Source organism: Cryobacterium sp. PH31-O1 (genome assembly GCF_030063455.1).
In the GTDB taxonomy this organism is placed as follows: Bacteria; Actinomycetota; Actinomycetes; order Actinomycetales; family Microbacteriaceae; genus Cryobacterium.
Map to the genome: position 1 here is coordinate 304,951 of NZ_JASITB010000005.1, position 24,641 is coordinate 329,591.

The following is a 24,641-nucleotide window of genomic DNA, read 5'->3' on the forward strand; positions in this document are numbered from 1 at the left end:
GGAACTTCACGCAGTTCGGCATCGACGGCGTAGCAAAGCCGCGGCCGAGCTCTCTGCTCGCGCCGCGGCTCGTTTGCGCGAATCAGCTGAAGCGGGTCCACGGCCGCATCCGAGCAACACGCGGCCACCGGTGCTGATGTCGATACCCATCCCTTCGACCACGCGATCGGTGCGAAACTTTTCAACGGCGGAGCGCTCACTGCAGCGATTGCTCGCTACTACCTCTCCTACTGATCGGCGTGCCTACCGCTCCGCGAGAAATCCCCACGCTCGCAACAACCGCGCGTTGTACGCGAGAGTCTCATCACACGAGAGGTTGGTACTGAGGTCCTCGAGTGAAATCCACCCGTCATAGCCGGTCGATTTCAGCAGCTGCAGAAAGGACCGGATGTTTACAATGCCGGCGTCCAGTGGCGCCCAGAAGTACTCCCACTCTCCATCAACGAGCCGCCATGCGGCATTCTTCAGGTGCACGTGTGCGAGATATGGTCCCAGAACTCCCAGCCCCACTCGTGGATCCTCAAACCCCTCGACCACCAGGTTGCCCACGTCGTAGATCACACCGACCGCGGCGGGATCTAAACCGTGCACGAGCCGCTCTGCCATCGTGGCGCTCGCACACAGGCTGCGTTGGTGCATTTCAAGTAGCCCTTGAACGCCGTAGCTCATGCTTAGTTTCTCGACCTGCTCAAAGTAGGCGCGCCCTTCGGCAAAGAGGGCGGCGAACCCGCGGTCATCAACTGAAGGCGAGCGCAAGCGGATGCCACTCACTCCGGCCTCGGCTGCGAATCGGGCGACCCGCTCGTAGGCATCGATATCGCCCAGCTCGAGGTACGGCGCAAGTCCTACGGTCGTTAGGCCCAAGCGGACACCGAGCGCGCGTACGGAATCGGGTGAGTCCTGGGCCGGATCGATAGTGCAGCGGTTGTTACCGGTGAACGACACCGCACCCGTGGCGAGCGGCGCGAAACGCCATTCGATTCCGTCGAATCCGAGGCGACTAACGAGGTGCGCTCCCTCGGCTGGCGTGCAGGTCGGTAGCGACAGGGTGTAGACGCTGAGTTTCATGGCATCGGGGCGAGTTGCAGCCCGCCGCAAACGTGGAGCACTTCGCCGGTCACGAAAGACGAGTCGGTGCCCGCGAGAAAAGCCACACTTGTCGCGATCTCGTGCACCACGGGCGCTCGACCGAGCGCCGACATCGCCGCCTGTCTCCCGTGAAAATCGGCCAGCGCCGCGGCCGAACGTGAGCTGGCAGTGAACGCGGTCTCTACCGCGCTCGGAGCAACCGCATTTACGCGCACGCCGAGCGCACCGAATTCGAACGCGGCTGCATGGGTGAGCCCCACGAGCCCGGCCTTGGCCGCCACGTAGGCGGCTGGTCCGCCCGTCGCCCAAACGCGGGAGGCAACATTCACGATCGATCCCCCGGTGCCCTGAGCGGCGAAGACACGCACCACAGCCTGCATCAGCAGCATGGGAGCACGCAGATTAATGTTTAGAACCTGGTCCCACTCCAAAACAGTCATCTCGCCCAGCCGAGCCGATGAAGGTAACGCCGCATTGTTGATTAGGCAGTCCAGATGTCCCGCAGCGCGCACGAGCTCATTCAACTGTTCTGGATCCGCGAGGTCAGCGTTCAAGCCGCTAAACACGCCGGCGGGGTGGGCCGAGCGCAGTTCGGATAGCAGGCCTGCAAGCTCCACACCCGGCCGATCAGTCAAAACGAGCGACCACCCGCGGGAGGCGAGCTCGGCCGCAATGGCCGAACCCAGCCCCCCGGCAGCTCCGGTGACCAGAGCGACTTCTGGTGACATCAGGTTAGGAGTTCTGCGAGAACGAGGCGTCAACGTAGTCGGCCTCGGAGATCGGGTTGCTGTAGATGATCGACCCGAGTTCCATCCACATGCGCTCCATGGACGCGAGCTGCTCGGGCAGCGGCGCAAGGTCAGGCAGCCAGCTGTAGAGCGGAACCGCCTTGACCTGCTCGGCGGTCTGGCCAGTCGCGGCCCCGATGATGCTGAGGTTCTCGTCGGTGTAGCGGTCGTCGCCCTGTAAATCCTGCGCGCCGCGGGTCAAAGCGGTGAAGAACTTTTGCGCGAGGTCGGACGAGGCGAAGTCGCCGCCGTAGATGACGCCCGTGCCGGATGTTCCCTCTGGCGTGGTCCACAGGTTCACGGCCGTCCCGTCTTCAACGGGCATGTTCGAGAACGGCGCTGAGGCAAATGCAGCATCAACGCTGCCATTGGCCACGGCGGTGGGCATGTCCGGGTTACCAAGTGCGACTAGGTCAACGTCAGTGATGGAGAGTCCGACTTCCTCGAGGGCCAAACCCACGTAGAACGCCCCGGTCCCGCCAGCGCCGCCCGCTACAGCAACTTTGCGACCCTTCAGATCGGCAACAGTGGTGATCGTGCCATCATCGACGAGCTTCTTCGACGCGATGAGCGCTGAGGGCGGTTCTTCTGCCTCTCCCGCGGAAACTCCCATGGAGCCGACGACCTTAACATCGAGGCCGGTTTCGACCGCGCTGAACAGGCCCGCGGAGAAACCGGCGACCACGACATCCAATTTTCCGCTCGCGGCCAGCGGAATGGCATCCTGGCCGGACTTAATCGCTTCGAGTTTGATCTTGATTCCCTCGTCTTCGAAGTAGCCCTTGGCATCGGCCACATAGAGCGGCGAGAAGATTGCCAATTGCACATGCCCGACGTTCACCGTTTGCAGGCCGTCCGACGTGGTGGAATCATCCGATGAGGCACACCCGGAGAGCGCCAATCCGACGAGCGACAGTGCTGCGACGATTTTCAGTTTCTTCACTTTTTTGACTCCTTTTTCTTAGGGCTGTTCGAGTTGCGCCATGGCAGCAATACTCGTTCCAGCAGGATTATGAGCCCGGTAACGAGCGCGCCTATGACTGAGACAACGATGAGGCCGACGAACATGGTGGCCGGCTGAAACAACTGCCACGAGTTCCAGATCAGATACCCGAGACCATTGTTCGAGGCCACAAACTCCACTGCGGTCACGACGATTACCGACATACCAGCAGCCACACGCAGGCCGGTCATTATCGCCGGAGCGGCGGCCGGTAGGAGCACGTTCAAGAACAGACGGATGCCCGTTGCTTTGTAGGCGCGGGCCGATTCCAGGATGCGAGCGTCGATCTGCATGATGCCGGCCAGGGTGTTGATCTGAACCACGAAGAACACCGAGATGGCGACGGCGAGAATCTTCGGGGTCTCTGTTAGACCGAAGATGAGGAGCAGCAGCGGAAGAATGGCGATCTTCGGCAGGGCGTAGAGAGCCGTGAAAGTGGGGCTCAGAGCAGCCCGAATCGGCCGCACAACACCCATGATGAGGCCGGCAAAAACGCCGAGTATCGAACCCGCGATGAAGCCGAAAGCAAGACGGCCCACCGTCGCCCAGATGTGCACGAAGAGTGACCCGTCCGCCACCATTTCGGCCCCGCGCTGACCAATGGCACTGGGCGGGCTGAAGAGCCGTGCGTCGAGCACTCCGGTAGCTGCGGCCAGTTCCCACAGACCGAGCAGAACGATAGGAGTGAGGATGGCCAGTCCGAGGTCACGGGCACGCAGCCGCTGTTCGCGCTTGAACTCCTGATCGATGGCCTCGTCGAGTTCCGTGACGCGACGCGCGACGCCTTCGGTGACGGTCATTTGAAGCTCATCGAGGCTTGAACCTCATCGCGCAGCGATTCCCAAATATCTTGTTTCATGCGTGCAAATTCCGGGCTGGCTTCCATGGCGATGCTGCGCGGTCGACCAAACGGCACATCGATGATCTCTTTCACGCGGCCCGGACGGGCCGACATCACCACGATTTGGTCACCGAGCAGCAGCGCTTCTTCAATCGAGTGAGTAACGAGCACCACGGTCTTACGTTCGACCTCCCAGAGTCGCACAAGCTGTTCCTGCATAAGAATGCGAGTTTGCGCGTCGAGGGCACCGAGCGGTTCGTCCATCAACAGGGACGGAGAGCCGGTCGCGAACGCCCGGGCGATCGCGATGCGCTGTCTCATCCCGCCGGAGAGCTGATGCGGGTAGGCGCCTTCGAACCCGGTGAGGCCCACTTCGGCGATCCAGTTGCGGGCATCGCTCTCACGCTCCTTCTTCGAAACCGCGGCCATCTTCTGGCCGAACGCCACGTTTTGCAGCACGTTGAACCAAGGAAACACACCGTGCTCCTGAAAGACGAAGGCCGAGCGCGGCACGCGGGTCTGAGGAAAGTTGATTTGCACCTCACCCGACGTCGCCGTCTCGAGGTCGCCCAGAATGCGCAAGAGCGTGGATTTACCGCATCCGCTTGGCCCGACAATGCAGGTGAACGAGCCCTTTTTCAGGTTGAGGTTAATGTCGCTCAGGGCATGAACCTGCCCCGAACCGCCAAACACCTTCGAGAGATGGCGCACGACGAAGGCATCACTGCCCTGTGTGTCAGTCATTGTTGTTCCTGTCTGTTGTGGTCTCGCCAAAAAGCGGTGGGTGCACAGAACTGAAGACGCCGCCGATATAGGCACGATCCCAGTCGGAAGCCAGGAGCGAGGGGTCTGTGTCACTGGCAGCGAACATCCGTTCGGCGAAACGTTCGGAATCGTCGACGGGTCTAAAGCCTATTGCAGCGCCGCCCTCGGCTGAGAGATACCCGCGTGTGTTCGCCGAGACGCCCCAAATGGTGCGAAAGCCCGGATTCTCCGTCTGAAGGCACGCATCGAACAGGCGCACAGCATCGGCGGGGGAAAGCCACGTGCTCAGCGTGCGCTCCCCCGTCGGTTCAGCGAAGCGTGATGCGATTCGGAGGCAGATAACGTCGAGCCCGTATCGGTCGTGATAGAGGCTGCCGAGTGCTTCAACGGCGGCCTTTGAGACACCGTAAAACGTGTTGGGGCGTACCCCCACATCGTCGGGAACGAGTGTCCCATCGGTTGGAACGGGAACGAATCCGGCCGAGTGGATGCTGCTGGCCAACACCACCCGCCGTATCCCAAGTCGCTGCGCCGCGTACAGAACGGCCTGCGTGCCGTCAATGTTTGCCCGCATGATGTCAGCCCATTCGGCCTCCAGGGGGATTCCGGCTAGGTGTATCACGGCGTCGCAGCCGCGCAGGGCCTCGAGTAGCGCCTCGCGGTCGTTTACTTGGCAGTCGACGAACTCGCAACCGAAGGTGTCAGCGGGCAGACGCTGGTCTATACCCACGATCGAATGGCCACGGGCCAGCAGTCCAGGAATAATATCGGCTGCGAGGGATCCGGCCGCACCCGTAAGAGCGATTCGCTGACTATTCATCAGATCAAGGCTCCCTGTACGTCGAGAAGGGTGCGAGTGCGGGAATAATCGTGACGACCCGTGGCCGCGTACACCGCGGCGGCAATTCCGCAGGCGTGCCCCGTGGCAAACGACGTACCCATCACGCGCAGCGAGGCGTAGGCACGGTTATCGCTACTCGTCAGGCGTCCCCCGGCCCAGAGATTCTCGACGGTGTCAGAACAAATCGCGCCATACGGCACGTGATACCAACCCTTGTCTGCGATCCCGCCATACTCGGTCGTGCCAACGGTCACATGATCTTCCATCGGCCAACCGCCCCTGGCGATAGCATCGCTCGAGTTCTTGTGGGCGTCAGCAACGTCTTCGGCCGTAACCGCCTGATGACCACGCAGGCGCCGGGTCTCACGAACGCCCAGTTGCGGACCGGTAGAGGCAAGGAAACTGTTTTTCCAACCCGCGAGAGACTCTTGAAACGCCGCGAGATACTGCCAGCTAAGGCGCCTGGACTGCACCTCAGCGGCCGTGAGGTCGACAACGTCGAGAGCGTCTCCGTGATCGTCAGCGATGAGCAGCATCACCTCGCGTGAAAGCGGCATACGCACAGCAATTCCGCTCGAGCGAACCATGGCCATTTCGGAACGGGGTCGGTAGACATCCACTGCACGGGTCATTCCGGCCATCGAGAGGTCGGCGTCCTCGCTCACGGCACCGACGCGCATAACGAGGGTACTGGCCTGACGTTCGGACGGCGCCGACACGATCGCGCCGGCGCCGCACGCGTCGATCAAGGCGCCGTCGCCACTGCAATCAACGAAAGCACGGCCGGTGATGGTTTCGACACCGCCGCGGTGAACGACGTCAACGGCGATAATCTGCCCGGCGACCGTCGTGGCCGAGATGAGCTGGCTGTGCAGAAGCAGGCGCACTCCGGCCGCCGTAATGAGATCGTCGTAGACGCTCTTGGTGGTCTCAAGGTCAAGCAGCACAATGGTATTGCCAGTTTCTGGCACGGTTTGCGTCTGATAGATGTCGCGAGTGCGCAGTTGGTCGAGAACTTGCTGGCCGACACCGGCCACTACCTGGTTCTTGTTCTGGTCGAAGAACCCGCACAGCGCCAGTACCGAGCTGGTGGTTGCGGCGCCGCCCAAGAATCCATATTTTTCGACCAGGCAAACGGATGCCCCGGCCTGAGCCGCCCCAATTGCCGCAGCAATCCCGGCGGAGCCACCACCGATGACGACTACATCGAATCGGGTTTCATCAGTCACAAGTACACCAGCACTTTCACTCTCACGACGTTGTGACGGAAGCTGCCGCCTCTTCGAGTCTCGACGATTGGGGGACATAGGTAAAATGCCCAGAAAGCACAGGTGCGATACCTTGAGGTTATGGAGCTGCGCCATCTTAAATATTTCGCCAAGGTCGCCGAGCTACGATCCGTGAGCCGAGCGGCGCTTACACTCAACATCACCCAGCCAGCGTTGAGCCGCCAAATCAAGGACTTGGAACGAACTCTCGGCTACGTTTTGTTCGACCGCACCCCGCGCGGAGTCACGCTCACCGCTGCCGGCGATGGACTTTATCGGCACTGCGAGACCGTATTCGCCCAGGTCGACCGCATTCCCGAGGTGCTGCGCACTGCGGCGCAGAATCGCGAAATGCTACACGTCGGCGTGCCACAGGGGTTGCCCTACGACTGGTTCTTGCGTTTGCTGCAGGCCGTTGATACCGAAGTACCAACGGTCGCGTTGACACTGCACGAGGCGACGACGGATGAGCAATGGCAGATGCTGCAGAGCAGGCTCGTTGACGTTGCCCTCATTCACCGGGAAGCACCGGATGCTGGTGGATCGATGCTGATGATGAAACAGGCTATCGGCGTCGCGGTGAAAGTGGACTCCCCTCTTGCTGGCCTGTCCCAGGTCGGGTTCGCCCAACTTGATGGCCTGTCGGTAATGGCTCACGCGGTCGGTGAAATCGCAGCGCAAGAGATTCGGTTGCGCGCCGCGGCAACGGCGGCCGGAGTCAGCATGCAGTGGGTATTCCGACGGTTCAGCGAGCACAGCGGGCTCATAGCCGTAACCGCCAAAGTAGACGCTGTGCTTCTCACGCAGTCCTCGGCTGCACGTCATCTGCCAGATTGGGTCTGGATCCCCGTACGCGCCGAGCGCGACCCAACCTTCGACCTCGCCATTCGTACCTGGGCTACATGGAACGAACCGACGACTCCGCACGTACAATCACTGCTCGCAATAATGCGCTACCAAGCGCGCCCGCAAGGCTGAACCGAACGCCAGTCGCAGAGCGCAAGGGGTTCGGCAGCCACATGTGCGAGACCGAAGATGACGATGATACTCAACACGACGCCGAGTTAGTAGGACCAGAAACACAATACCGGGCTCGAGGTCGGTGGCTTTAGCCGCTCGCATCACTGCAACTGCTCTTTCAGCGACTTCGACGTTGGGCAGACTTAGTGATCTCCAAGCTCGTCGAGTGGAGATCGGTCAGTTCCGTCGTCAGGGTCTGTGAAAATGGCCCTGGCAGATCTGGAAGGGGCATATCGGATCCCTCCAGGTGCTAATCGGCGGCTGCGTGCATCCGGACCGGTGCTGGTAGGCAGAAACATGCGCCCACCTTAAAGCGTGGTTAGAACTGTCAGAAAGCAGTGTCACCCCTGCCCATTTGCTTCGAGATCATGAATACCAACCAGAAAACATCCGTTCGGCCACTCCAAGCAGAGGAGCAAATCGAAAGGGGAAGAATCCTAAGTCCGACAGCAAACGCGGGGAGTGGATAAGCAACCACCGACGTAGTTTTTTGCTGCGCAGAAGGATCATACGGCACCGATTCACGCCAGCAATGCTCAGAGCAGAGCACGGCTGGCCGTCTAGAAATGGATGATTTCGGGTTTGCTGATGATCTCTCCTGGAGACCCAGCCGTGTTTCTGAGGAAATTTTCAACGCAGTCCCATAGGCGCCAAAGATAAACAGCGCTGACAAAGATGAACAGCGCTGACAAATCTTTCACAACATGATTCACGGGAGAGACCATGAAAACCTTCACAGGAACACGCAGCACGGCCGGATCCATCTACAAAGTAGAAGGAGGCTCACGCAGCCTGAATATGAAGGTGGAGTTGCACCTGTGAGCGTCACCGATAAGACCACTGACTCGGCGCCTACCGAAAAATCTCAGGTCAGTGCGCCCAAGGTCAACTGGCGCGTCTTTACCATAGCTTCACTTATCATCATATCTTTCTCTATCTGGGCAATGCTGGCACCCGCTAACGCGGATGGCACCATGAAAACGGTCGTGGCCTGGATCGCAGAAAATGTCGGTTGGTTCTATGTTGTGACCGTCACTGCAGTGATCGGTTTCGTGTTGTGGGTGGCACTGTCGAAGGTGGGCTCGGTCCGGATGGGTCCGGACCACTCCCGGCCGCAGTACAAGCTCTTCACCTGGGTGGCCTATCTGTTCGCCGCGGGGGTGGGCATTGACATGCTCTTTTACTCGGTGACCGGACCAATCACCCAGTACATGATGCCGCCGGCGGGCGAAGGCCAAACTGCCGCGGCCGCTGAGGACGCCGTGGTGTGGACAATGTTCCACTACGGTATGGCCGGATGGGCTATGTATGCGCTCCTCGGCATGGCAATGGGCTATTTCGCCTACCGGTGGGGTACGCCGCTATCAATCCGGGCGGCCCTATATCCGTTGCTGGGCAAGCGCGTCAAGGGTGGCATCGGTGACGCGATCGACATCGTCACTCTGGTTGGCACTGTGTTCGGCGTGGCCACGGCCATGGGGATCGGTGTGGTGCTGTTGAACGTCGGCTTTTCCATAATGTTTGGACTGGAGCAGGGCCTGGCCCTGCAGATCGCGCTGGTGATTGTCGCCGTCGTACTGACCATCGCTGCCTGCACATCAGGTGTTGATAAAGGCATCCGCTGGATCGCGGAGTTGAATATCTGGAGCGCAGCGGCCTTGCTGCTGTACATCCTGGTGACCGGGCAGACCTCGTTCCTGATCAACTCCCTAGTGGAGAACATTGGCCGCTTTGTCTTTACTTTGCCCGAACGCACGCTGCAGACTTTCGCATATGAGGAGGGCGGCTCGGAGTGGATGTCTGGCTGGACCCTGTTCTTCTGGGCCTTCTGGCTGGCCTGGGGTCCGTTCGTGGGTCTCTTCCTGGCCCGAATCTCGCGCGGCCGGACGCTGCGCGAGTTCGTAATCGCCGCAATCACCGCCCCCGTGCTGTGCGATTTTCTGGTCGTGAGCATCTTCGGCAACAGCGCCTTGCACGAGGTTCTGGGTGGCAACACGGAGTTCGCTCAGCTGGCCATGGAGAGCCCCGAACAGGGCTGGTATGCGCTGTTGGGAATGTTTCCCGGAGCCCCACTCTTGATCGGTTTGGGCACGTTGTCCGGCATGCTTTTCTATCTCACCAGTTCAAACTCCGGCGCCATGATGATGTCCAATTTCTCCTCCACTATCCAGGATCCGTCGCAGGACGGGCCCAAGTGGTTACGTATCTTCTGGGCCGTACTTACCGCGATGCTCACCATCTCTATGCTGGTGGCAGGCGGCGTGACGACCATGGAGCACGCTACGCTGATCTTCGCTCTGCCGGTGACGATCATCGCCTGGCTGGTAATGGCTTCCTTTGCGAAAGCTCTGCGGATGGAGCGGGGTGAAAGTGAGGGCCGGGCCCTGCATCAGGCGTCGACAGCGGTACACGGAGGTCAGGTGCGGGACCGTACGTGGCGCCAACGATTGGCAGGCATGCGTTCCTACCCGTCGAAGACGGACGTGGCAATGTTTATGGAAAATACGGCGCAACCGGCCCTTGCCGAACTGGTCGAAGAGCTCATCGCGGGGGGAGATCAAGCCACCATGGATCTTGTCCCGAACGAGGACACGGGTATTCCGAGTTACGCGGTGACAGTTCCCATCTCGGACCATCGCGACTTCTTCTACCAGGTGCAGGCCGTAGAAGCTCCCGTTCCGATATTCGGCGGGCGTATGTCCCCTAAGGCCGGCGTGTATTACCGGGTGGAGGTGTTCACCCAGACCGGCTCCGATGGCTACGACCTAATGGGAGCAACGCACCAGCAAATGATCGAGGACGTCCTGATCCGTTACGAGGGCCATCTCGGGTTCTTGACTCACTCGAATCAATATAACTACGCTTCCGTTCTCACCCCGCCGGTAGCGTCGGTGACGCCCACCACGCGGGAGGAAGATGAGAATGTTTCGCTCGCAGGAGACGACGACAGTGACGGCGACCACAGTGTCGGCGACCACAGTGTCGGCGGCCATAGTGACGGCGGCCATGATGCGAAGTGACTAGGCCAAGCGTGTAAAGCCAAAGAACAAGGCCTGGCCCTGGATGGCCCGAATGGGCTGCTCGGCCAGTTCACGAAAACATTTCTCGAGGCGGCGCTGAACGAAGAAAAGACCGAACACCTCGGCTCTGAAAAGAACCAGGGCTCTGGGTCGGAACCGGAGGCGTAGTTCTTTACTCGTTGCCCACCGCTTCGGGTCCAGGACGTTCTTCTCCAGCAGCGCGAAAAGAATTGGGCCAATTCTTCGGCTTAACGTTTGTGATCAGTTCTTGGCAATGCCTTCGTGGTATCCACAGGCGAGTGAAAGGAATTGCTATAAAATCGCGGCGTGACTGACACGTTCTTTCTCGGCTGTGACGGGCTGACGCCCGCTGAGGGCGGGGAATTCAAACGAACCCGATCCAGCGGGGCGCATCCGTGCTTAGTAAAGCTGGGATGCGCTCCGCTTGGTGGGGTTAGGGCGCGAAGGTGCGGTCGCCGGTGAAGAAGCCGAGGGCGTAGTCGGGTGTTTCGAACTTGACGGTGGTGCCCTTGGGAAAGAAGAGTACGTCGCGCTCGGTGGCGCGTGTTGTTTCTCCGGTGGCCTGGTCGGTGAGGATGAATTCACCCTTGATGACGACCTTCATCTCGTCGTACGTGTAGGTGTATACGAGGGGCTCTGAGGCCTTGAGCTCGAAGAATCCGGCGCTCATGACCGATCCTTCGGGGTGGAGCGCTGGGGAAAGACTATTCGTTTGGACACTCAAAACGAGCGAGTTCTTCAACGTGAACCATTGACTTGAACTTTTGTCCGTGAAAGTGTCTTCACAGCAAAGTCGCCCGCGACACGATCTTGCCATGTCGCTGAGATACTCCACAGCACGCCCCAAGCAGATTTTTCACTGACGAAAAGGGTTACCGACAATGACGCCAACTACCCCTCAACCCCCGACGCTGCCCACGCTCGACTACTGGCCGACCAAGCTCATGACGCCGATGAAGGACGAATGGCCGCGATTGCGCTGCCGGTTCATTAACGCTGACCCTGTCGGCGCGTGGGACGACGTCATCCTCTCGGAGTGGGAGCTGGAGGCCTGCGGATGGGAAGACTTCCACCCGCACACCGAGACGAACTTCCTGCTGCAAGGTGAACTCCACATTGAGACCGATGGCAAGACTGTCATCCTCAAGCCGGGCGACTCAGCACGCGTCAATCCTGGACGAACCGGTCGATACTGGGCCCCCGTCTACGCACACATGTTCACCATCTACGGCCCCAACCCCCAGGGCTTGGAATCCCACTCGTTCAGATACTTCGAAATCTGAGTTAAGCGATGAAGCGGTAGCGGCTGCAGCAGCTCGAGTCGCTCAACGGCGTAACTGGGATACGGGCTGATTGAGCCTTGCGGTCACCCGCGCCGACGCCCTGTCGATGGCCATGAGGCCACGAGCGATCGACGTGGTGACCGCGATTCGCGCAGAGATCCCGCTGGAAAGCGCGCAAGCCTGACACCCATCATTTTCTGATCGACGCGTCGGCGGCGTCCTTCAACCCTCATTCGCGATCGCGACAAATGGCCGACTGGATGGTTGGGCACAGGGGTAGAACGCTCCGTACTCCCACGAAAGTGGGGCAGACGAACGCCGTCATTCCTCGTACTCTCTGATCAACCAAAGCTGCAAACTTTTTTCACACGCGCTAGCTTTCTGTCCGCTAGGTCCCTCACCGACGCTCCCCGATTGGGCACCATGATCGCAACGTCGAAACCAGCCATTCCAGCGGCCGGGGCCGCGCGGCGGTCGTCTGATCCAGACGGGGCGGGCCGGGCATGAGCGACGATTCTGGCAGTGGTGGCTTCGACCGCTACCGTCCCCCGGCTGATCGATTCCTTACCGCGCAAATGTGGTGGATTGCGAGCGAGCTGGTGCGACGGCATCCGCACCTGCTCATCTCCCGCATTACCGATTCTTCTGGCGCACCATTACTACTCGTGCACGATGAGCAGGCCGGCATGCGAATTCAACTCGAACTCGTGGGCGGTATCCGGTTCGTAGCAAGCCAGGCCATCGGACAAGTCAGCTGGATACAAATTCTGTCGACGACGACGTCCCAAGAAATTGTCACAACGCTGGAGCGGCAGACTGGACTGCAACCTCTCGGCGTCGTGCCCGACACTACGCCGCGCGCTCTCGTTTACCGTGTCATCGAAAATTTTCTAAACTCGGTCATCAACGACGGCCACGAATGGGACGTCGTCACAGCCCCCATGCCCGTGACCGACACCACGGTCAACGACCTACCCGCATCGGAATACCTGCACGCTTTTCCCTCGACAGCGCCGGCGATCTCTCACTACAAAGAATCCCTGACTGTGAGACCGCCCAGCGGCGGAACTCAACTGTTTCACCAGCCATTCTGGGCGCTCCTGCGCGACCTGGAACCAATCGCGATCTTCGATATCGCCGGGATCATTCACACCGGAACGACACCCCACCAAATGATGCCCCTGTTCGAGGCCGCCGAACATCGCCTATCGTCCACTACTCGTCAGGTGCTCGGCTCTTACCAGCCGTGATCGAAAGAAGACGGTTAGTGCCCTGCTGGAGGGACCCGGATTTGCGGGAAGGCTCGCCCACGACTTGAACCTGACTCGGTCGAACGTTTCGAATCACCTGTCGTGCTTGCGCGGTTGGGCGGTTGCGGAATCGTTGCTGCCATCCCCGAGGGGCGGTCGACCCGGTATGAGATCGCCGACCCTCATCTGACAAAGGCACTGATCGGTCTGGTTGAAGTCGTCCTCGGCGTCGACGATGGTGCCGAGTACACCGACGACAGTTGCCCGAAAGCGTCTCCTGAGAACGTCACAAACCCAGACCGCGGCCACGCCAACCGCATATGCCAAGAGATCCACCACCGTGAACGTGGTACCTAGAACCAGCCGTGCGGGCGGGAAAACCGCCGCCAGCGCAGCGGGCCCAGCAGTCAGCTGAGCCAGTTCAATCAGCGCGCAGACGCCGTATGCGACGCTGGCACTCACGTTTGCTGCGATTCGCGGAACACAGAACACAGCCACGAGGTAAATCATGACGGCGTAGAGGGCGTCCGCGAGAAAGTCTGCAGCAGCTCCGGCTGCCGTGTAGTGCACCAGAAGCCCAACCCCTACGACCGCAGCGCCTGCGGCGGCAACTCCCGCCCGACTTCGCTGCACGCCCGCGCTTGTGCCCCCGGTTGCGCTGAATTGACTCACAGTCTGAGACTAGGTGACCGTTCGACGGATTGGTACGCCCTTGAGTGCCGAAGCTATGCCCGAAACTGCGGTTAAAAAAACTCCCCCGGCCCGACCTACGGTCAATTTTACGATTCTTCCTACTGCTTTTAGTTGGCTAAGTAAAGTCCTCCTTTAAGTGGACATCAGCGGTAGATTGCACCTGCGCCAAAGAAAATTTGACTCTGACGCAAACAATTGCGTCACCAGAGTGGCGAAACCGCCACCACCGTAGCGCGCGGAAAGGGAGGGGACAGCGCTGTGAATCGAATCGTGGTTGTCGAAGACGAGCCCTTGCTGGCCCGACTCCTCGGGCGCATCCTCAGCGGTGCGGGGTACACGGTCACCGTGGCTGGCACGGCGGTCGACGCCCTGGCTGCCATCCGCACGGTGGACCCCGACCTGATCATCTTGGACCTCATACTGCCGGACGGACGTGGCGAGGACGTCCTTACCGAAGTGATGCAATTCCGTCCGTCGAGCCGCGTCCTGGTGCTGTCATCGATGACACAGGTAGCGACCAAAGTTGGCGTCCTGAACGGCGGTGCGGTGGATTTTCTAGCCAAACCGTTTGCCAACGCCGAGCTGCTGGCCCGGATCAACACCCGCATTCGCACACCGCCATCGTCGCAGGCGTCGCCTGCGAAGGTCACGCGTTACCTCCGCAGTGCTGGCGTCAGTATCGATCTGCAGCAACGGGAGCTCGTGGTCGACGGGCTCCGTGTGCCCTTGACCCAACGAGAATTCCTGCTTCTGGTCTATTTGCTCGAGCGGGCGCCCGAGCCGTGTACGCGGGCAGAGTTGCTCGAACGGGTCTGGGGAACGAAATTCGCCACCGGCACGAACGTCGTCGACGTCTGTGTGCGCCGGCTGCGATGGAAACTGTCAAACGACAAGATAGAAACGGTGCGCAATGTGGGATATCGGATCACGGCCTAAGGCAGTCCTCGTCACTGTCTGGGCGGTGTTTGCGGGACTGAACTGCTACCTCACCTTTGCGCTGCCCGGTCAGGAGACCATCCCCTACCACCTGGTCTGGGCTAGTTTCGCGCTGCTCTACGGGCTGTGCCCCTGGCCGCGACGCGCCACCCTCGTCGTCTTCACCATTATCATGACGATCACCGGGATCGCCCTGATCCGTCACGCGCTGGCAGGAATCATCGGGTGGGAAGAATGCAGCGAGATCGTTCTGATGGGCGGAATTATCTCGCTGTTGATCTGGCACGTGAACCGGCAGTGGGCGGCTCAGGCCCGACTGCGGGCGCTGCAGCAGGCCGACCGTTATCGCAGCGAACAGCGGGAAAACGCCGCTCGGTTCGGTTCGCACGAGGTACGCACACGGCTGACTATCGCCAGGGGCTACGCGCAACTGATCGCCGACCAGTCAAGTGAGCCGACGGTGCGCGAGGACGCCGAGCTGGTGGTGGCTGAACTCGTCAAAGCGTCTGCATTGGCGACCAATTTGCTCACCCTGGTGCGTGTGGTTGAGCCGTCGGATCCGGAGCCGGTCAACGTCGACCGGATGCTGGCCGAGATTCTGCGTCGGTGGTCGGTCACTGCCAACCGCACCTGGAGCGCACGGAGCGCGGTCGGCACCGTGCAGGGCGACAATGAGCGACTCGAGGCTGTGCTGGACTGCCTACTCGAAAATGCGGTCCGGTTCACCGGCGCAGGTGACGTCATCGCCATGACCGCAGAGGCTCAGGGCGACGAGATGGTGCTGACCGTCCGGGACACCGGGGCGGGCATCCCCGCCGCCGACCTGGGCTCCATCTTCGAGATCTTCCGAACCGCATCGACCGCAGGCGAGAGGGCCGGCAGCGGGCTAGGCCTCGCGATCGTCAAGGCCGCTATGGAAGCCCGTGACGGTACCGTCACGGTTGCTAGCGCGCTCGGTCAAGGCACAACTTTCACCCTGCGATTCCCGGTACAGCCCGCGTCGTCAACCCCACACCGAGAGCTGCCCTCCGAATCGGCTGATCGCGACCCCCTCAGCGAAGCGGTCGCCGTTCTCAACTGAAACGGCGCTCCTTGCGTGTACCAGCAGCCGCACTGTCGGCGTCGCGCTCCCACACGGAACCCGCCAGGATCAGCCGACGACGACCGCATCAGCGACGGCCGCAGGCCGCTCCAACTCGTTGACGCGTACGGCGGCGGTGATCGTCCATTGACCTGCCACAGGCAGAACAACCACTGCCCGATAGCTGCCTGGCGTTTTGCCAGGCTCGACCTTGGCGATCAGCGGCCCGAGACTTAAGTTCGGCTCGGCCATACTCACCTCAGGCATGGCGAGCGGCATGAGAGGGTCGCCTGCGGCATCGGTCAGGTCGAAGGTGATCACATTAATCCCAGCCGTCCCCGGGCCGAATTGACCGGTCAGGTGGCCGGTGCCGAGCTCGGCGAGCACCGGCATCCCAATGGGAGCGGACAGCGCGGTCGTCGCCGTTCCCGCCTGAGCCGGGGTGTCGGTTGCCTGGGGTTCTGCAAGGTCAAGGCCGAGGTGACCCCAATGACCAGCACCACTCCGATTACCTCAAAGCGGATGGCTACCGCCAGCCGGTGCCAGGCCCGTCCCGTGGCGTCTCCCCTGGCCAGGTGAGGCACGAGCCCGAACCGATTCCACGTCGCAAGTGCGCCGATCACCGCGACCAGGCCAAGTTTGACCAGCAGCAGCTGACCATACGCACCCCCGACGAGGGTGGGCACCGAGCCGACGATCACAACGCCCAGGATGGTTCCGGTCACGCCCAGCAGCACAACGAGGCCACCGGCCAGGTGGAGAACCTGCTCAGGATCAGGGCAGCGTCGGCAGCGTCGCCTTTTCGCCGTCAGGCGCGAGTGACGTGCAACACTAGAGCTATCAAACCACCCAGCCAGACCGCTGCCGTCGTAGAGCTGAAAACCGTCGGCAACGAGGAAGACCGGCTCATCGAAGGTGAGTTCCACCGAGCTTGCCCATTGGGCCAGCACCGCGCCCTCTGCCGGCATTGTGAACAGCAGCTCGGCATGCGCCGACGCTGGGGCCGGCGGCAGCCCAAGCGCCATTGTCAGCGCCAAGGTCATTGTTATGAGCACCAGACCGAGGAGCCGGCGCACCCTGGGTGCGCCGGCTGGAGATTTCGGGTCCTGGAGCCAGTGAGCCGTAATTGTCGACACAATGCTCTCTTTGTGCGGTATAACAGCACTTACGTGGGGCCAGCACACCACCGCCCGGCCCTGAATTCCGGGCGGCGGTGCGCTGTGGGGCAGCTAGTTACCCGTCGTGAATGTCCAGATGACGGGGACTAGCAGGTTGCCAGCGGTGTCCTTGATTCCGCTGTTGAGGGTGACGGTGTATTGGGTATTGGCCCGCAAGGTTCCGGTCGGGTTCAGCGTCGCCACCCTCGTGGTGCTGGAGTAGCTGGCCGTTGAGGTGAAGGCGGCGCCGGTCGACGTGCGTTTGATGGTGAAGTTCCCGCTCGCTGCTGCCGTACGCGGCAGACCGGTGACCGTCTCGTTGAAGGTGGCGGTAATGTTCGCCGTTCGGCTGACCCTGGTGGCGTTGACGGCCGGGGTTCGAGCCGTGACGACCGGGGCGGGACCGGTGATGAAGGTCCACGTCTTGGCGGTGAGCTGGTTTCCGGCCACGTCCTTGACCGCGTTGGTCAGCGACAGGATGTAGGTGCGGTCACCGACCAACGGGGCGTCCGGCGTCAGCGTTGCCACTCGGGTGGTGGCGTTGTAGCTGACCTTAGAGGCGATGGTCGCCGTCCCCAGCTTCAGGGTGAAGTTGGGGGTGCTGGTACCGGTGGCGGGCAGACCGGTCACCGCCTCGCTGAACGTCGCGGTCAGCGGAGTGCGCGTGGCCGTCGTTCCCAAACCGACGCCGGTGGCTCCGGCGGCGGGGTTGGTAGTGGTGACCGTCGGACTGGGTCCGGTCGTGAAGACCCAGCTCGTGGCCGTCAGTGAGCCGCCCGACGCGCTCTTGATGGCCGTAGTCATCGAAAGGGTGTAGGGCTTGTCAGTGGCGAGCACCGCCGTCGGGGTGAGCGTGGCCGTGCGCGTCGTCGTGCTGTAGGTCACCGAGGCCGGAACGGCCGTGGTGCCCTGCTTCAACGTGAACGTGGTGTTGCTGACACCGGTGACGGGTTCGTTGAATGTGAGGCTCGGTCGAACGTTGGTCGGCACCCCCGTCGCCCCGGATGCGGGGTTCTGGGCCGTCACCTTCGGCGTAGTGGAAGCCGTGAGCAGCGGCGCGGACACCGTGTTCCCGGCCGCGTTCCATGCCGTGACCCGGTACGCGTACTGCCCGGTTCCGGCGGTCTTGTCGGTGTAGGCAGTGGCGTTCGCCAGCGTGGTCGCAATCTGGACGTAGGCGCCGATCGTGCCATTGGCTAGAGGCGCGCGCTCGATCCGGTAACCGATCTCGTTTTTCGCATTGCCCCAGGTGGTGGGATCGGTGATCGATATCGGGGTTCCATCGGTCCACGTCAGCGGCACGTCGCTCGTGGGTCGAGTAAAGCTCACCACCGACGCGTCAGGCAGCGTGCGAGGTGCACTGACCGAGATGGGCCGCATCATATCCATCTCCTCGTGGCTGAGGATGTGGCAGTGCCACACGTACTCCCAGCCGAAGTTGGTCATGACGTTAGTGATCGGATCGATCGGATTACCGTTGCTATCGGTGTTGTTGAACCCCGCTTCCGACCCGTTCGGGCCGGTCGCCCCGCCCTTTGCGCCCAGCGGCATCATGGGGTTGAGTGGCCGGTTGCTGTCAGGGATGGCGAACGGGAGTTTGGGCAGAATAGGTCGGACCGCCACGATCGTGTCTTCCAGGGGGCTGACCCGCACGGTGTCCTTCCAGCCGAGTTCTGTCGGTTCGGGCGGAATGATGATGTTGTCCCAGGTGACTCTGTTCAATACCTGTACGTCGTTCAGATGGAAGTGCAGCGGATGGGTGTCCACGCCGTTGTGAGTGATCTTCCAGATCTGCGTGCCGTCGGCGTTGGTGGAGATCGGGGTCACGTTGAGGCTGTTTGTTCCCTTCGTGCCGTCCAGCAGCTCGGTGGCAGGGTTAACGTACGGGTAGAGGATGACGTTTTGAAGCAGCGGTGTCGCTCCGGGCGCTTCCAAACCGATATTGCCGCTCATTCGGCCCCACTCGTCGAAGTTCGCCGAGTTCATCTCGTCGTGGACGCTTTTGCCCTCGATGGGAATGCTGAGCTGGCTGCCAGACAGGGTGTCGAACTTGAATTGGTCACCTCCCTGCTCCGCGATCCGGGCAAAGCCGTCACACTTGGCGGCGGGGTTGGCCGCCGCGTTGCAGTAACCGCTGCCGACGAAGTTCTTGCCGTAGGCCTGGTTGTATGCAGCCTGGCCCACGACGATCGGGTTCTGTCCCGATTCGAAGACACCCGCAGGCTTGCCGGCCGCGTCGACGTGGTGATCAAACGCCGCCATCAGCTTGCCCATCTGGTCTGCCGTGGTGTTCGGGCGGTCGAAGGCCAGCGCGGGCGCCGCATTCGAAACCTTGACCTGCATGACCGACCTGGTGTCGGGCCCGTAGCCGGGCAGGGTCGTCGGAGCGCCGGCCGGGGACATATCCGGTCCACCAGTGTAGTAGTCGTAGCCGGGGATCCGACCGGGGAACGCCGCGGGTGCGTCGTTGTAGAGGATCAGCGTCTTCCCCTTATAGGCGGAGAAATCGACGATCACATCGGCCCGTTCGGCGGGCGCGAGCAGCAGCGAGTGCTGGTCGACGTTGCCGACGTCGAACCGAGTCGGGTCGGTGATCCACGTCGTCTCATGCGCGGGGACCACTGCCGGCGTCGGTAGGAAGCCGCCTTCGTTGCCGATCTGGATCCAGTCAGGGCCCTTGGGGCTCTTCGTGGTGTCCGGCGTCGGCATAACGACCGGGTCGGTCTGCGCCATGGAGACCTCGCTGGACTTCAGTGCGACCTCCGTTCCGGTCGCGGGATCGGCGACGTACCAGGACAGGTTCCAGAACCGGTCGTCAGACCCGTTGAGGATCCGGAACCGATAAGACTTCGGCTCCATGGTCGTAGTCGGGTAGGCGGTGCCGTTCACGACCGGCGTGTCGTGGAAGGCCTCCATGCCGACCGAGTTGTTGGGTGTGGAGGGAATAAGTGCCGGTTCGCAAAAGTCGGCCACGTTCGGGTCGCAGGCGGGGTCAAAATATGGGTTAGCCATGGGCGGGTACTTGGCGTCCTTGGCCGGCGGCCAGAACCACGGGCCGTAGAACCAGCGTCCGAATGAGCTCATCCCACTGGGGTCACCCGGGTTCTGCGCTGGCATATAGACGTGCGGCTGCCAGAGGTTGCCCTCACCACCCCATTTCTTCGAATCCCAGGTGGGGTCAAGCTGAGCCATCCGCTTTGCACTCGGCACGAAGGTCTTGTCCTGGATAGTGAGCGGGGTGCCCATTCCGAGGCCATCGAGGGCGCCACCGGGAGCCATCAGCTTCTGCTCGGTGTCGTCGGTGATCATGTAGCCGGCTTCCTCGCCGGCGTACACATTGAGCCGCGTAATTCCCCACGAGTGGTCGTGATAGAACATCATCCGCGCGCTCTGCTGGTTGGTGTAGAAGAAGGTCTCCGCACCAGGACCGGGGTCCGGCATGTCCGGCACGTTGCTGACGCTGACGCCCTTCGGGTACGCGGTGTTCTCACCGGTCGGGGTCACCCACTGGTGCGGCGTGCCGTCGCTGATCCACGGAGTGATGCCGCCGTGCAGGTGCAGAGTGGCACGGTTCTCGGAATAGCACGTGGTTGGTTTTGGAGTCTCCCCGCACATCGGGTTGCGCACACCGTCGAGCACGCTTTTCTCATCCGTTGCCATGTCCATTGGGATCTTGGTGGCGGGGTCGAGCGTCATCATGTCGGGACCGGAACCCGCGCCCATCACCGAGGTGTCGACCGGGAGGAACAGGTCGCCGGCAACGCCGGTGGGCAGAAGGTTGCGGAACAGCACCCGGACGGGCTTGTTCTTGGTGGCAAGGATCGTCGGGCCGAGGTAGTGCGGCTTGTCCACACCGGTGAAGCTGATGGGGCTGTCGGGCAGGGTTGGGTCGAGGTTGGCATTGCCGAGTGCGACGTTCTTTCCCGGGACGACGCTGGTCGACAGTTGCACATACCCGCGGAGCAGGGTTGCCGGGAGGTCTCGATGAAATTTCATCCGGTACTGCACTACGGCGATCTCGTAGTAGTCGGTGCCGGGGTAGGTGGTGGTGTCGGGCACGGCGACCGGAATGTACTGGCCCAGGTCGTTGGCATTGTCCTCTCCTTGCCCGGGGAGGGTGTCGACGAACTTCTTGATCCCCGGGGTGAGATAGCCCGCTCCGGGGGTGGTGACCACGATGTCAGTGACCGAGCCCTTGACCGCCACCTTGGCGGTGGCACTGGCCCCCTTGTCGGCCACGCCCGTGGTGTCGGCGATCGTCACTGCGGGTGTTGAGTCGTAGCCCGCCCCGCCGTCGATGACGTCGATGCGGGTGACACCGATGGTCGCCTCGACCTGGGCCGCCTGATCGGGAGCGGTCTTGCTGGCGTCGGTGAGGGTCACTGTCGGGGCCGAGGTGTACCCGCTGCCCGCGTTCGCAATCTCGACGCCGGTGACCACGCCGTTGGCGTTCATTGAGGCGCTGGCGGTGGCCTGCTCACCGTCGGCGAGGTCAGGCTTGGAGATGTTCACCAGTGGCTGGGCCTGATAGCCCGTTCCGCCGTCGGTCAGCTTCAGGTTGTCGACAGTCCCGCTGGCCAGCGCATGCGCCTCGGAACCCGCTGTGGGGTTCCCTCCCGTCAGGGTCACCGCGGGTGAGGTGAACCCGTATCCGGTCTCGTTGACGTCGATGCTGGTGATGACGCCGGTAGCGATCTTGGCGGAGGCTTTCGCCACCGTGGTCGGGGTAACCCCGGCCGTCGTGATTTCCACCGTGGGCGGGACCGCGTAGCCAGCACCCGGGCTGGTCACGGTAACACCGGAGATGGCACCCGTTTTCGGGTCGACCGCGGCAGTGGCTTCTGCGCCCGTGCCCGGGTCGGTGATGGTCGGCGTGACGTCGGCCGCAAAGGAGTAGGTGCGGTCGTGGGAGAAGTCCGGGTAGTTCGAAGCACCAAGCTTTACCGTGCTGTCCTTGGCCGGGCCGATATTAGTGGCCATGGTCGGGTCGCCGCTGGCTGGCGTGCTCAACGTGTCGCCATTGGCGGGGACATCGGTGTCTACCGGAATGCCCTGGCCGTAGAAGCCGATCACGTCGTCCTTCTGAACTGTCACCGCCGGAACGAAATAAGTCTCGACCTCTCCGGTGTCCACGGTCGGCGTCGGCACCTTCAGCTCAGGGCTCGTGTAGACGACGGTGTACTCCCCCGCGAGACCGGTCGGTCGTAGCACCAGCCCGTGGAAGAGGTTGCCCGCCGAGGTGGTCGGGCTCGCTCCTGCGGTGCCCTGGTTCCAAGTTTGAAAGTCGTTGAGCGTGCCGGCGGGAAGCTTGGTGTGGTCGAGCACGACCAGTACCGGCCCCAACTCACCGGTCGGCTTCGCAAAGTCCGTCGCATACGTACGCTCGGTCAGCGGGTTACCGTGCAGAACCGGCGTCGGGGTCCCGACGCTGATTGTCACCATCGCATCCGCCAGCGTCTGCGGACTGTTCGCCCAATTGGGGTATGGGCCGAAATAGTGGGGCACCTTTGCCGTATCTGTGGCGCTCATGGGGACCGCAGCCTCAGCGGCATCGGGCCGGAAGAAATCGCTCAGTCCCATGGGACCGATGCCGCTGATCAGCAGCGCGAGCGCCACGACGGCAGCCGGCCCAGCCAAGCGACGTCTTGGGGCTTGGCGGAAGGGTGGGCGGGCAGGTGATTGCATGATTCCCCTAACAATCGTTGGATGCGGCTGCGGACTCTATGCGATGAGGGTGCACCACCGCTGTCCTCAACGGGCCATTTATGACACAACTGTCATCTAGCTGAAAGCATCTATGGACTGTTTCTTGAACACGTCGCCCCTGAATCGCGGCAGCATCCGTTTACTTATCGGCCGACGAGGACGATCGAAGTCCCGCCGGAAGCAACCGCGCACCGCGTCGTCGACCGGCTCACGAAGCCAGATGGAACTCCACCCACAACGGATAATGGTCTGAAATGCGCCAGGACACCTCAGTACGCGTCAGGTGGCCCAGCACGTGCGGTAGAAAGTCGAAGGAACCGGCCCGGAGGGCGTAGGTCAGGGAAGTCAGCGAAGATTTACCGTTGGGGTCGGAGAACCAAGCGATCTGGTCATAGAAGTCAGTCAAGGGAAATCGCAACCTGCTTGCTCTGCTGCCTCGCCTCCTCCCAACGTGCCCGCGGTACTCTGGACACCACTGTCGTCCCCCGTCCCGAGGGTGACGAAAAACACGAGGAGAACCAGATGTCGGTCGGCCTGCTTGCCGTCGTCGATGACATACTCACTGCGGCCCTCAAGGCGAGTGCAAAAACGGCTGGTGTCGTCATCGACGACGCTGCTGTCACCCCGCAGTATGTTCAGGGGTTGTCGCCGGCGCGCGAGCTGCACGTCGTCTGGCGCATTGCGCTCGGCAGCCTGTTCAACAAGTTCGTCATCATCATCCCGCTCGCACTGCTCCTCTCCGCATTCGCGCCCTGGGTGTTGCCATGGCTGCTCATTCTCGGCGGTACCTACCTGTGCTTCGAAGGCGCGGAGAAAGTGACCGAATGGTTCGGGGTGCATCACAGCACCAATGAGACCGAATCGCGGGATGAAGGCAAGCTCATCTTCGGCGCTATTCGTACCGACCTCATTCTCAGCACCGAGATCATGCTGATCGCCTTGGCTAGTCTCGACACCGATTTTGGCATCTGGATGACCCTCGGCGCCCTGGTAGTCATCGGCCTCGGAATGACGGCTCTCGTCTACGGCGCCGTCGCACTGCTCGTCAAAATCGACGACATCGGACTTTCACTGATGAAGAACCCAGCTCGACAAGTGCGACGCGCCGGCGCGCGCATCGTGGTCGCCATGCCCGCCGTGTTCCGTGTGATCGGCATCATCGGCACGGTCGCCATGTTGTGGGTCGGCGGGCATCTGGTGATTGTAAACCTGGCCGAGACTTTCTGGCACGGCCCCTACGACGTGCTGCACGCCGCAACACGCGCTATCGAATCGGCGGGTCCGGCCGTCATCTGGTTAACCGACACCACAATCTCACTGCTGTTCGGCCTGATTCTCGGCCTGATCATCGTCGGCATCGTCTTTGCAATGTCGGGGCTCTTCAGGCGCAACAAGCCAGGCGTCGTCGCGGCCTGAGCGCCGGCTCGTACGAGTCAGGTTGAGGCGTAGCCCCCCGACCCAACCGCGGGAGCGCAGTTCTGGGGGACGGGGCCCGGGCCCCGTCCCTGGGCCCAGGTTAGAAACTGGGCCCACGGTCACAACATGGGCCCGGCCGGCGGATCGCAGCATTGGCCCAAAGGCGCGGCATGAACCTGCAGGCCAATTTGAGGATGCGGATTCGTTTATGACTTCGATTTGGGCCACGCAAGGCGCTGAATAGTCCCGACGGAACGGCGCCCCACGGCCCGACACACAGCGAAATTAGCTCGAACTCGTGGTTCCGATACTTTCCCAGGCCACTTTTGCTCCTGCGGTTTTCTTGAGATTCTCTCGCTTTTATGTTCGATTTGCGGTAAAATGGATCTGAAGGAGGCACTGACGCCCATGTTCATGGAAAACTCCGGCACCACCGCCTCGAATCCCGCCATTGTCGCGGTGG

At 61.7% G+C, this 24,641-nt stretch carries 20 protein-coding genes and 3 pseudogenes; 9 read left to right on the forward strand and 14 right to left on the reverse strand.

Features of this window, described 5'->3' with window-relative positions; all coding sequences use genetic code 11:
• Positions 1-243: 243 nt before the first annotated feature.
• The 7 genes from QMK31_RS12560 to QMK31_RS12590 are packed head-to-tail and all read right to left on the reverse strand — an operon-like array spanning position 244 to position 6,556.
• The gene (locus QMK31_RS12560) at positions 244-1,068 is read right to left on the reverse strand and encodes a sugar phosphate isomerase/epimerase family protein (RefSeq protein WP_283501283.1); all 825 of its coding nucleotides are present in this window, start codon (positions 1,066-1,068) and stop codon (positions 244-246) included.
• On the reverse strand, positions 1,065-1,817 hold the full coding sequence (locus QMK31_RS12565; RefSeq protein ID WP_283501284.1) for an SDR family NAD(P)-dependent oxidoreductase: 753 nt from the start codon (positions 1,815-1,817) through the stop codon (positions 1,065-1,067). The genes QMK31_RS12560 and QMK31_RS12565 overlap by 4 nt, the downstream gene beginning before the upstream one ends.
• A 4-nt stretch (positions 1,818-1,821) precedes the next feature.
• The gene (locus tag QMK31_RS12570; RefSeq protein WP_283501285.1) at positions 1,822-2,820 is read right to left on the reverse strand and encodes an ABC transporter substrate-binding protein; all 999 of its coding nucleotides are present in this window, start codon (positions 2,818-2,820) and stop codon (positions 1,822-1,824) included.
• Positions 2,817-3,680, reverse strand: coding sequence for an ABC transporter permease (locus QMK31_RS12575; protein WP_283501286.1), 864 nt, complete (start codon positions 3,678-3,680; stop codon positions 2,817-2,819). The genes QMK31_RS12570 and QMK31_RS12575 overlap by 4 nt, the downstream gene beginning before the upstream one ends.
• Positions 3,677-4,465, reverse strand: coding sequence for an ABC transporter ATP-binding protein (locus QMK31_RS12580; protein WP_283501287.1), 789 nt, complete (start codon positions 4,463-4,465; stop codon positions 3,677-3,679). The genes QMK31_RS12575 and QMK31_RS12580 overlap by 4 nt, the downstream gene beginning before the upstream one ends.
• Positions 4,458-5,306, reverse strand: a complete 849-nt coding sequence (locus QMK31_RS12585; protein ID WP_283501288.1) for an NAD-dependent epimerase/dehydratase family protein — start codon at positions 5,304-5,306, stop codon at positions 4,458-4,460. Before QMK31_RS12585 ends, QMK31_RS12580 begins: the two co-directional genes overlap by 8 nt.
• The gene (locus tag QMK31_RS12590; RefSeq protein ID WP_283501289.1) at positions 5,306-6,556 is read right to left on the reverse strand and encodes an FAD-dependent oxidoreductase; all 1,251 of its coding nucleotides are present in this window, start codon (positions 6,554-6,556) and stop codon (positions 5,306-5,308) included. The genes QMK31_RS12585 and QMK31_RS12590 overlap by 1 nt, the downstream gene beginning before the upstream one ends.
• Before the next feature lie 120 nt (positions 6,557-6,676).
• Between QMK31_RS12590 and QMK31_RS12595 the strand changes: the two genes are divergently transcribed.
• A complete protein-coding gene (locus QMK31_RS12595) occupies positions 6,677-7,573 on the forward strand; it encodes a LysR family transcriptional regulator (protein ID WP_283501290.1) in 897 nt (298 codons plus the stop codon).
• 602 nt (positions 7,574-8,175) lie between these two features.
• On the opposite strand, the gene QMK31_RS12600 is transcribed toward QMK31_RS12595, so the two are convergent.
• Positions 8,176-8,379, reverse strand: a complete 204-nt coding sequence (locus QMK31_RS12600; RefSeq protein WP_283501291.1) for a hypothetical protein — start codon at positions 8,377-8,379, stop codon at positions 8,176-8,178.
• Between QMK31_RS12600 and betT the strand changes: the two genes are divergently transcribed.
• Together betT and QMK31_RS12610 are read left to right on the forward strand one after the other, a co-directional pair.
• A complete protein-coding gene (betT, locus tag QMK31_RS12605; protein ID WP_502853109.1) occupies positions 8,320-10,635 on the forward strand; it encodes a choline BCCT transporter BetT in 2,316 nt (771 codons plus the stop codon). The two genes, QMK31_RS12600 and betT, sit on opposite strands and share 60 nt — an antisense overlap.
• Before the next feature lie 18 nt (positions 10,636-10,653).
• Positions 10,654-10,782: pseudogene (locus QMK31_RS12610) on the forward strand (IS256 family transposase); the annotation flags it as partial.
• A 307-nt stretch (positions 10,783-11,089) separates the two neighbouring features.
• On the opposite strand, the gene QMK31_RS12615 reads toward QMK31_RS12610, so the two are convergent.
• Complete coding sequence (locus tag QMK31_RS12615; RefSeq protein WP_283501293.1) at positions 11,090-11,473, reverse strand: cupin domain-containing protein; 384 nt, start codon at positions 11,471-11,473, stop codon at positions 11,090-11,092.
• Positions 11,474-11,537: 64 nt separating this feature from the next.
• Here QMK31_RS12615 and QMK31_RS12620 point away from each other — a divergent pair, with 64 nt between their 5' ends.
• From QMK31_RS12620 to QMK31_RS12630, 3 genes and pseudogenes are all read left to right on the forward strand, one after another.
• The gene (locus QMK31_RS12620; RefSeq protein ID WP_283501294.1) at positions 11,538-11,939 is read left to right on the forward strand and encodes a cupin domain-containing protein; all 402 of its coding nucleotides are present in this window, start codon (positions 11,538-11,540) and stop codon (positions 11,937-11,939) included.
• A 503-nt stretch (positions 11,940-12,442) separates the two neighbouring features.
• Positions 12,443-13,189 carry a TY-Chap2 family putative peptide chaperone gene (locus QMK31_RS12625; protein ID WP_283501295.1) on the forward strand — a complete coding sequence of 249 codons (747 nt, stop codon included), beginning with the start codon at positions 12,443-12,445 and terminating at the stop codon, positions 13,187-13,189.
• A pseudogene (locus tag QMK31_RS12630) lies at positions 13,140-13,546 on the forward strand (helix-turn-helix domain-containing protein). Before QMK31_RS12625 ends, QMK31_RS12630 begins: the two are co-directional and overlap by 50 nt.
• 9 nt (positions 13,547-13,555) lie before the next feature.
• Here QMK31_RS12630 and QMK31_RS17400 read toward each other — a convergent pair.
• Positions 13,556-13,699 (reverse strand): annotated as a pseudogene (locus tag QMK31_RS17400) (hypothetical protein); the annotation flags it as partial.
• 453 nt (positions 13,700-14,152) lie between these two features.
• Here QMK31_RS17400 and QMK31_RS12640 point away from each other — a divergent pair.
• Positions 14,153-14,818 (forward strand): response regulator transcription factor, encoded by a 666-nt coding sequence (locus QMK31_RS12640; protein WP_283501296.1) that lies wholly within the window; start codon positions 14,153-14,155, stop codon positions 14,816-14,818.
• Positions 14,793-15,899 (forward strand): sensor histidine kinase, encoded by a 1,107-nt coding sequence (locus QMK31_RS12645; RefSeq protein WP_283501297.1) that lies wholly within the window; start codon positions 14,793-14,795, stop codon positions 15,897-15,899. The genes QMK31_RS12640 and QMK31_RS12645 overlap by 26 nt, the downstream gene beginning before the upstream one ends.
• A gap of 69 nt (positions 15,900-15,968) precedes the next feature.
• Here QMK31_RS12645 and QMK31_RS12650 read toward each other — a convergent pair whose 3' ends face one another.
• The 4 genes from QMK31_RS12650 to QMK31_RS12665 form a co-directional block, all read right to left on the reverse strand.
• On the reverse strand, positions 15,969-16,286 hold the full coding sequence (locus QMK31_RS12650; RefSeq protein ID WP_283501298.1) for a hypothetical protein: 318 nt from the start codon (positions 16,284-16,286) through the stop codon (positions 15,969-15,971).
• Positions 16,256-17,035 (reverse strand): copper resistance CopC/CopD family protein, encoded by a 780-nt coding sequence (locus QMK31_RS12655; protein WP_283501299.1) that lies wholly within the window; start codon positions 17,033-17,035, stop codon positions 16,256-16,258. The genes QMK31_RS12650 and QMK31_RS12655 overlap by 31 nt, the downstream gene beginning before the upstream one ends.
• 93 nt (positions 17,036-17,128) lie before the next feature.
• Positions 17,129-22,693: an Ig-like domain-containing protein gene (locus tag QMK31_RS12660; RefSeq protein ID WP_283501300.1), complete on the reverse strand. Its 5,565-nt coding sequence runs from the start codon at positions 22,691-22,693 to the stop codon at positions 17,129-17,131.
• Between the two features lie 277 nt (positions 22,694-22,970).
• Positions 22,971-23,168: a hypothetical protein gene (locus tag QMK31_RS12665; protein ID WP_283501301.1), complete on the reverse strand. Its 198-nt coding sequence runs from the start codon at positions 23,166-23,168 to the stop codon at positions 22,971-22,973.
• A 116-nt stretch (positions 23,169-23,284) separates the two neighbouring features.
• Here QMK31_RS12665 and QMK31_RS12670 point away from each other — a divergent pair, with 116 nt between their 5' ends.
• Entirely contained in the window at positions 23,285-24,178 is an 894-nt protein-coding gene (locus QMK31_RS12670) for a DUF808 domain-containing protein (protein ID WP_283501302.1), read from the forward strand.
• The last annotated feature ends 463 nt before the right edge of the window (positions 24,179-24,641 follow it).

Excerpts from the sequence above, each read along its gene's own strand:
- QMK31_RS12560 (WP_283501283.1), bottom strand. The coding sequence starts at position 1,068 with ATGAAACTCAGCGTCTACACCCTGTCGCTACCGACCTGCACGCCAGCC.
- QMK31_RS12565 (WP_283501284.1), bottom strand. The coding sequence starts at position 1,817 with ATGTCACCAGAAGTCGCTCTGGTCACCGGAGCTGCCGGGGGGCTGGGT.
- QMK31_RS12575 (WP_283501286.1), bottom strand. The coding sequence starts at position 3,680 with ATGACCGTCACCGAAGGCGTCGCGCGTCGCGTCACGGAACTCGACGAG.
- QMK31_RS12580 (WP_283501287.1), bottom strand. The coding sequence starts at position 4,465 with ATGACTGACACACAGGGCAGTGATGCCTTCGTCGTGCGCCATCTCTCG.
- QMK31_RS12585 (WP_283501288.1), bottom strand. The coding sequence starts at position 5,306 with ATGAATAGTCAGCGAATCGCTCTTACGGGTGCGGCCGGATCCCTCGCA.
- QMK31_RS12595 (WP_283501290.1), top strand. The coding sequence starts at position 6,677 with ATGGAGCTGCGCCATCTTAAATATTTCGCCAAGGTCGCCGAGCTACGA.
- betT (WP_502853109.1), top strand. The coding sequence starts at position 8,320 with ATGATTCACGGGAGAGACCATGAAAACCTTCACAGGAACACGCAGCAC.
- QMK31_RS12600 (WP_283501291.1), bottom strand. The coding sequence starts at position 8,379 with ATGGATCCGGCCGTGCTGCGTGTTCCTGTGAAGGTTTTCATGGTCTCT.
- QMK31_RS12615 (WP_283501293.1), bottom strand. The coding sequence starts at position 11,473 with ATGGCAAGATCGTGTCGCGGGCGACTTTGCTGTGAAGACACTTTCACG.
- QMK31_RS12620 (WP_283501294.1), top strand. The coding sequence starts at position 11,538 with ATGACGCCAACTACCCCTCAACCCCCGACGCTGCCCACGCTCGACTAC.
- QMK31_RS12625 (WP_283501295.1), top strand. The coding sequence starts at position 12,443 with ATGAGCGACGATTCTGGCAGTGGTGGCTTCGACCGCTACCGTCCCCCG.
- QMK31_RS12645 (WP_283501297.1), top strand. The coding sequence starts at position 14,793 with ATGTGGGATATCGGATCACGGCCTAAGGCAGTCCTCGTCACTGTCTGG.
- QMK31_RS12670 (WP_283501302.1), top strand. The coding sequence starts at position 23,285 with ATGTCGGTCGGCCTGCTTGCCGTCGTCGATGACATACTCACTGCGGCC.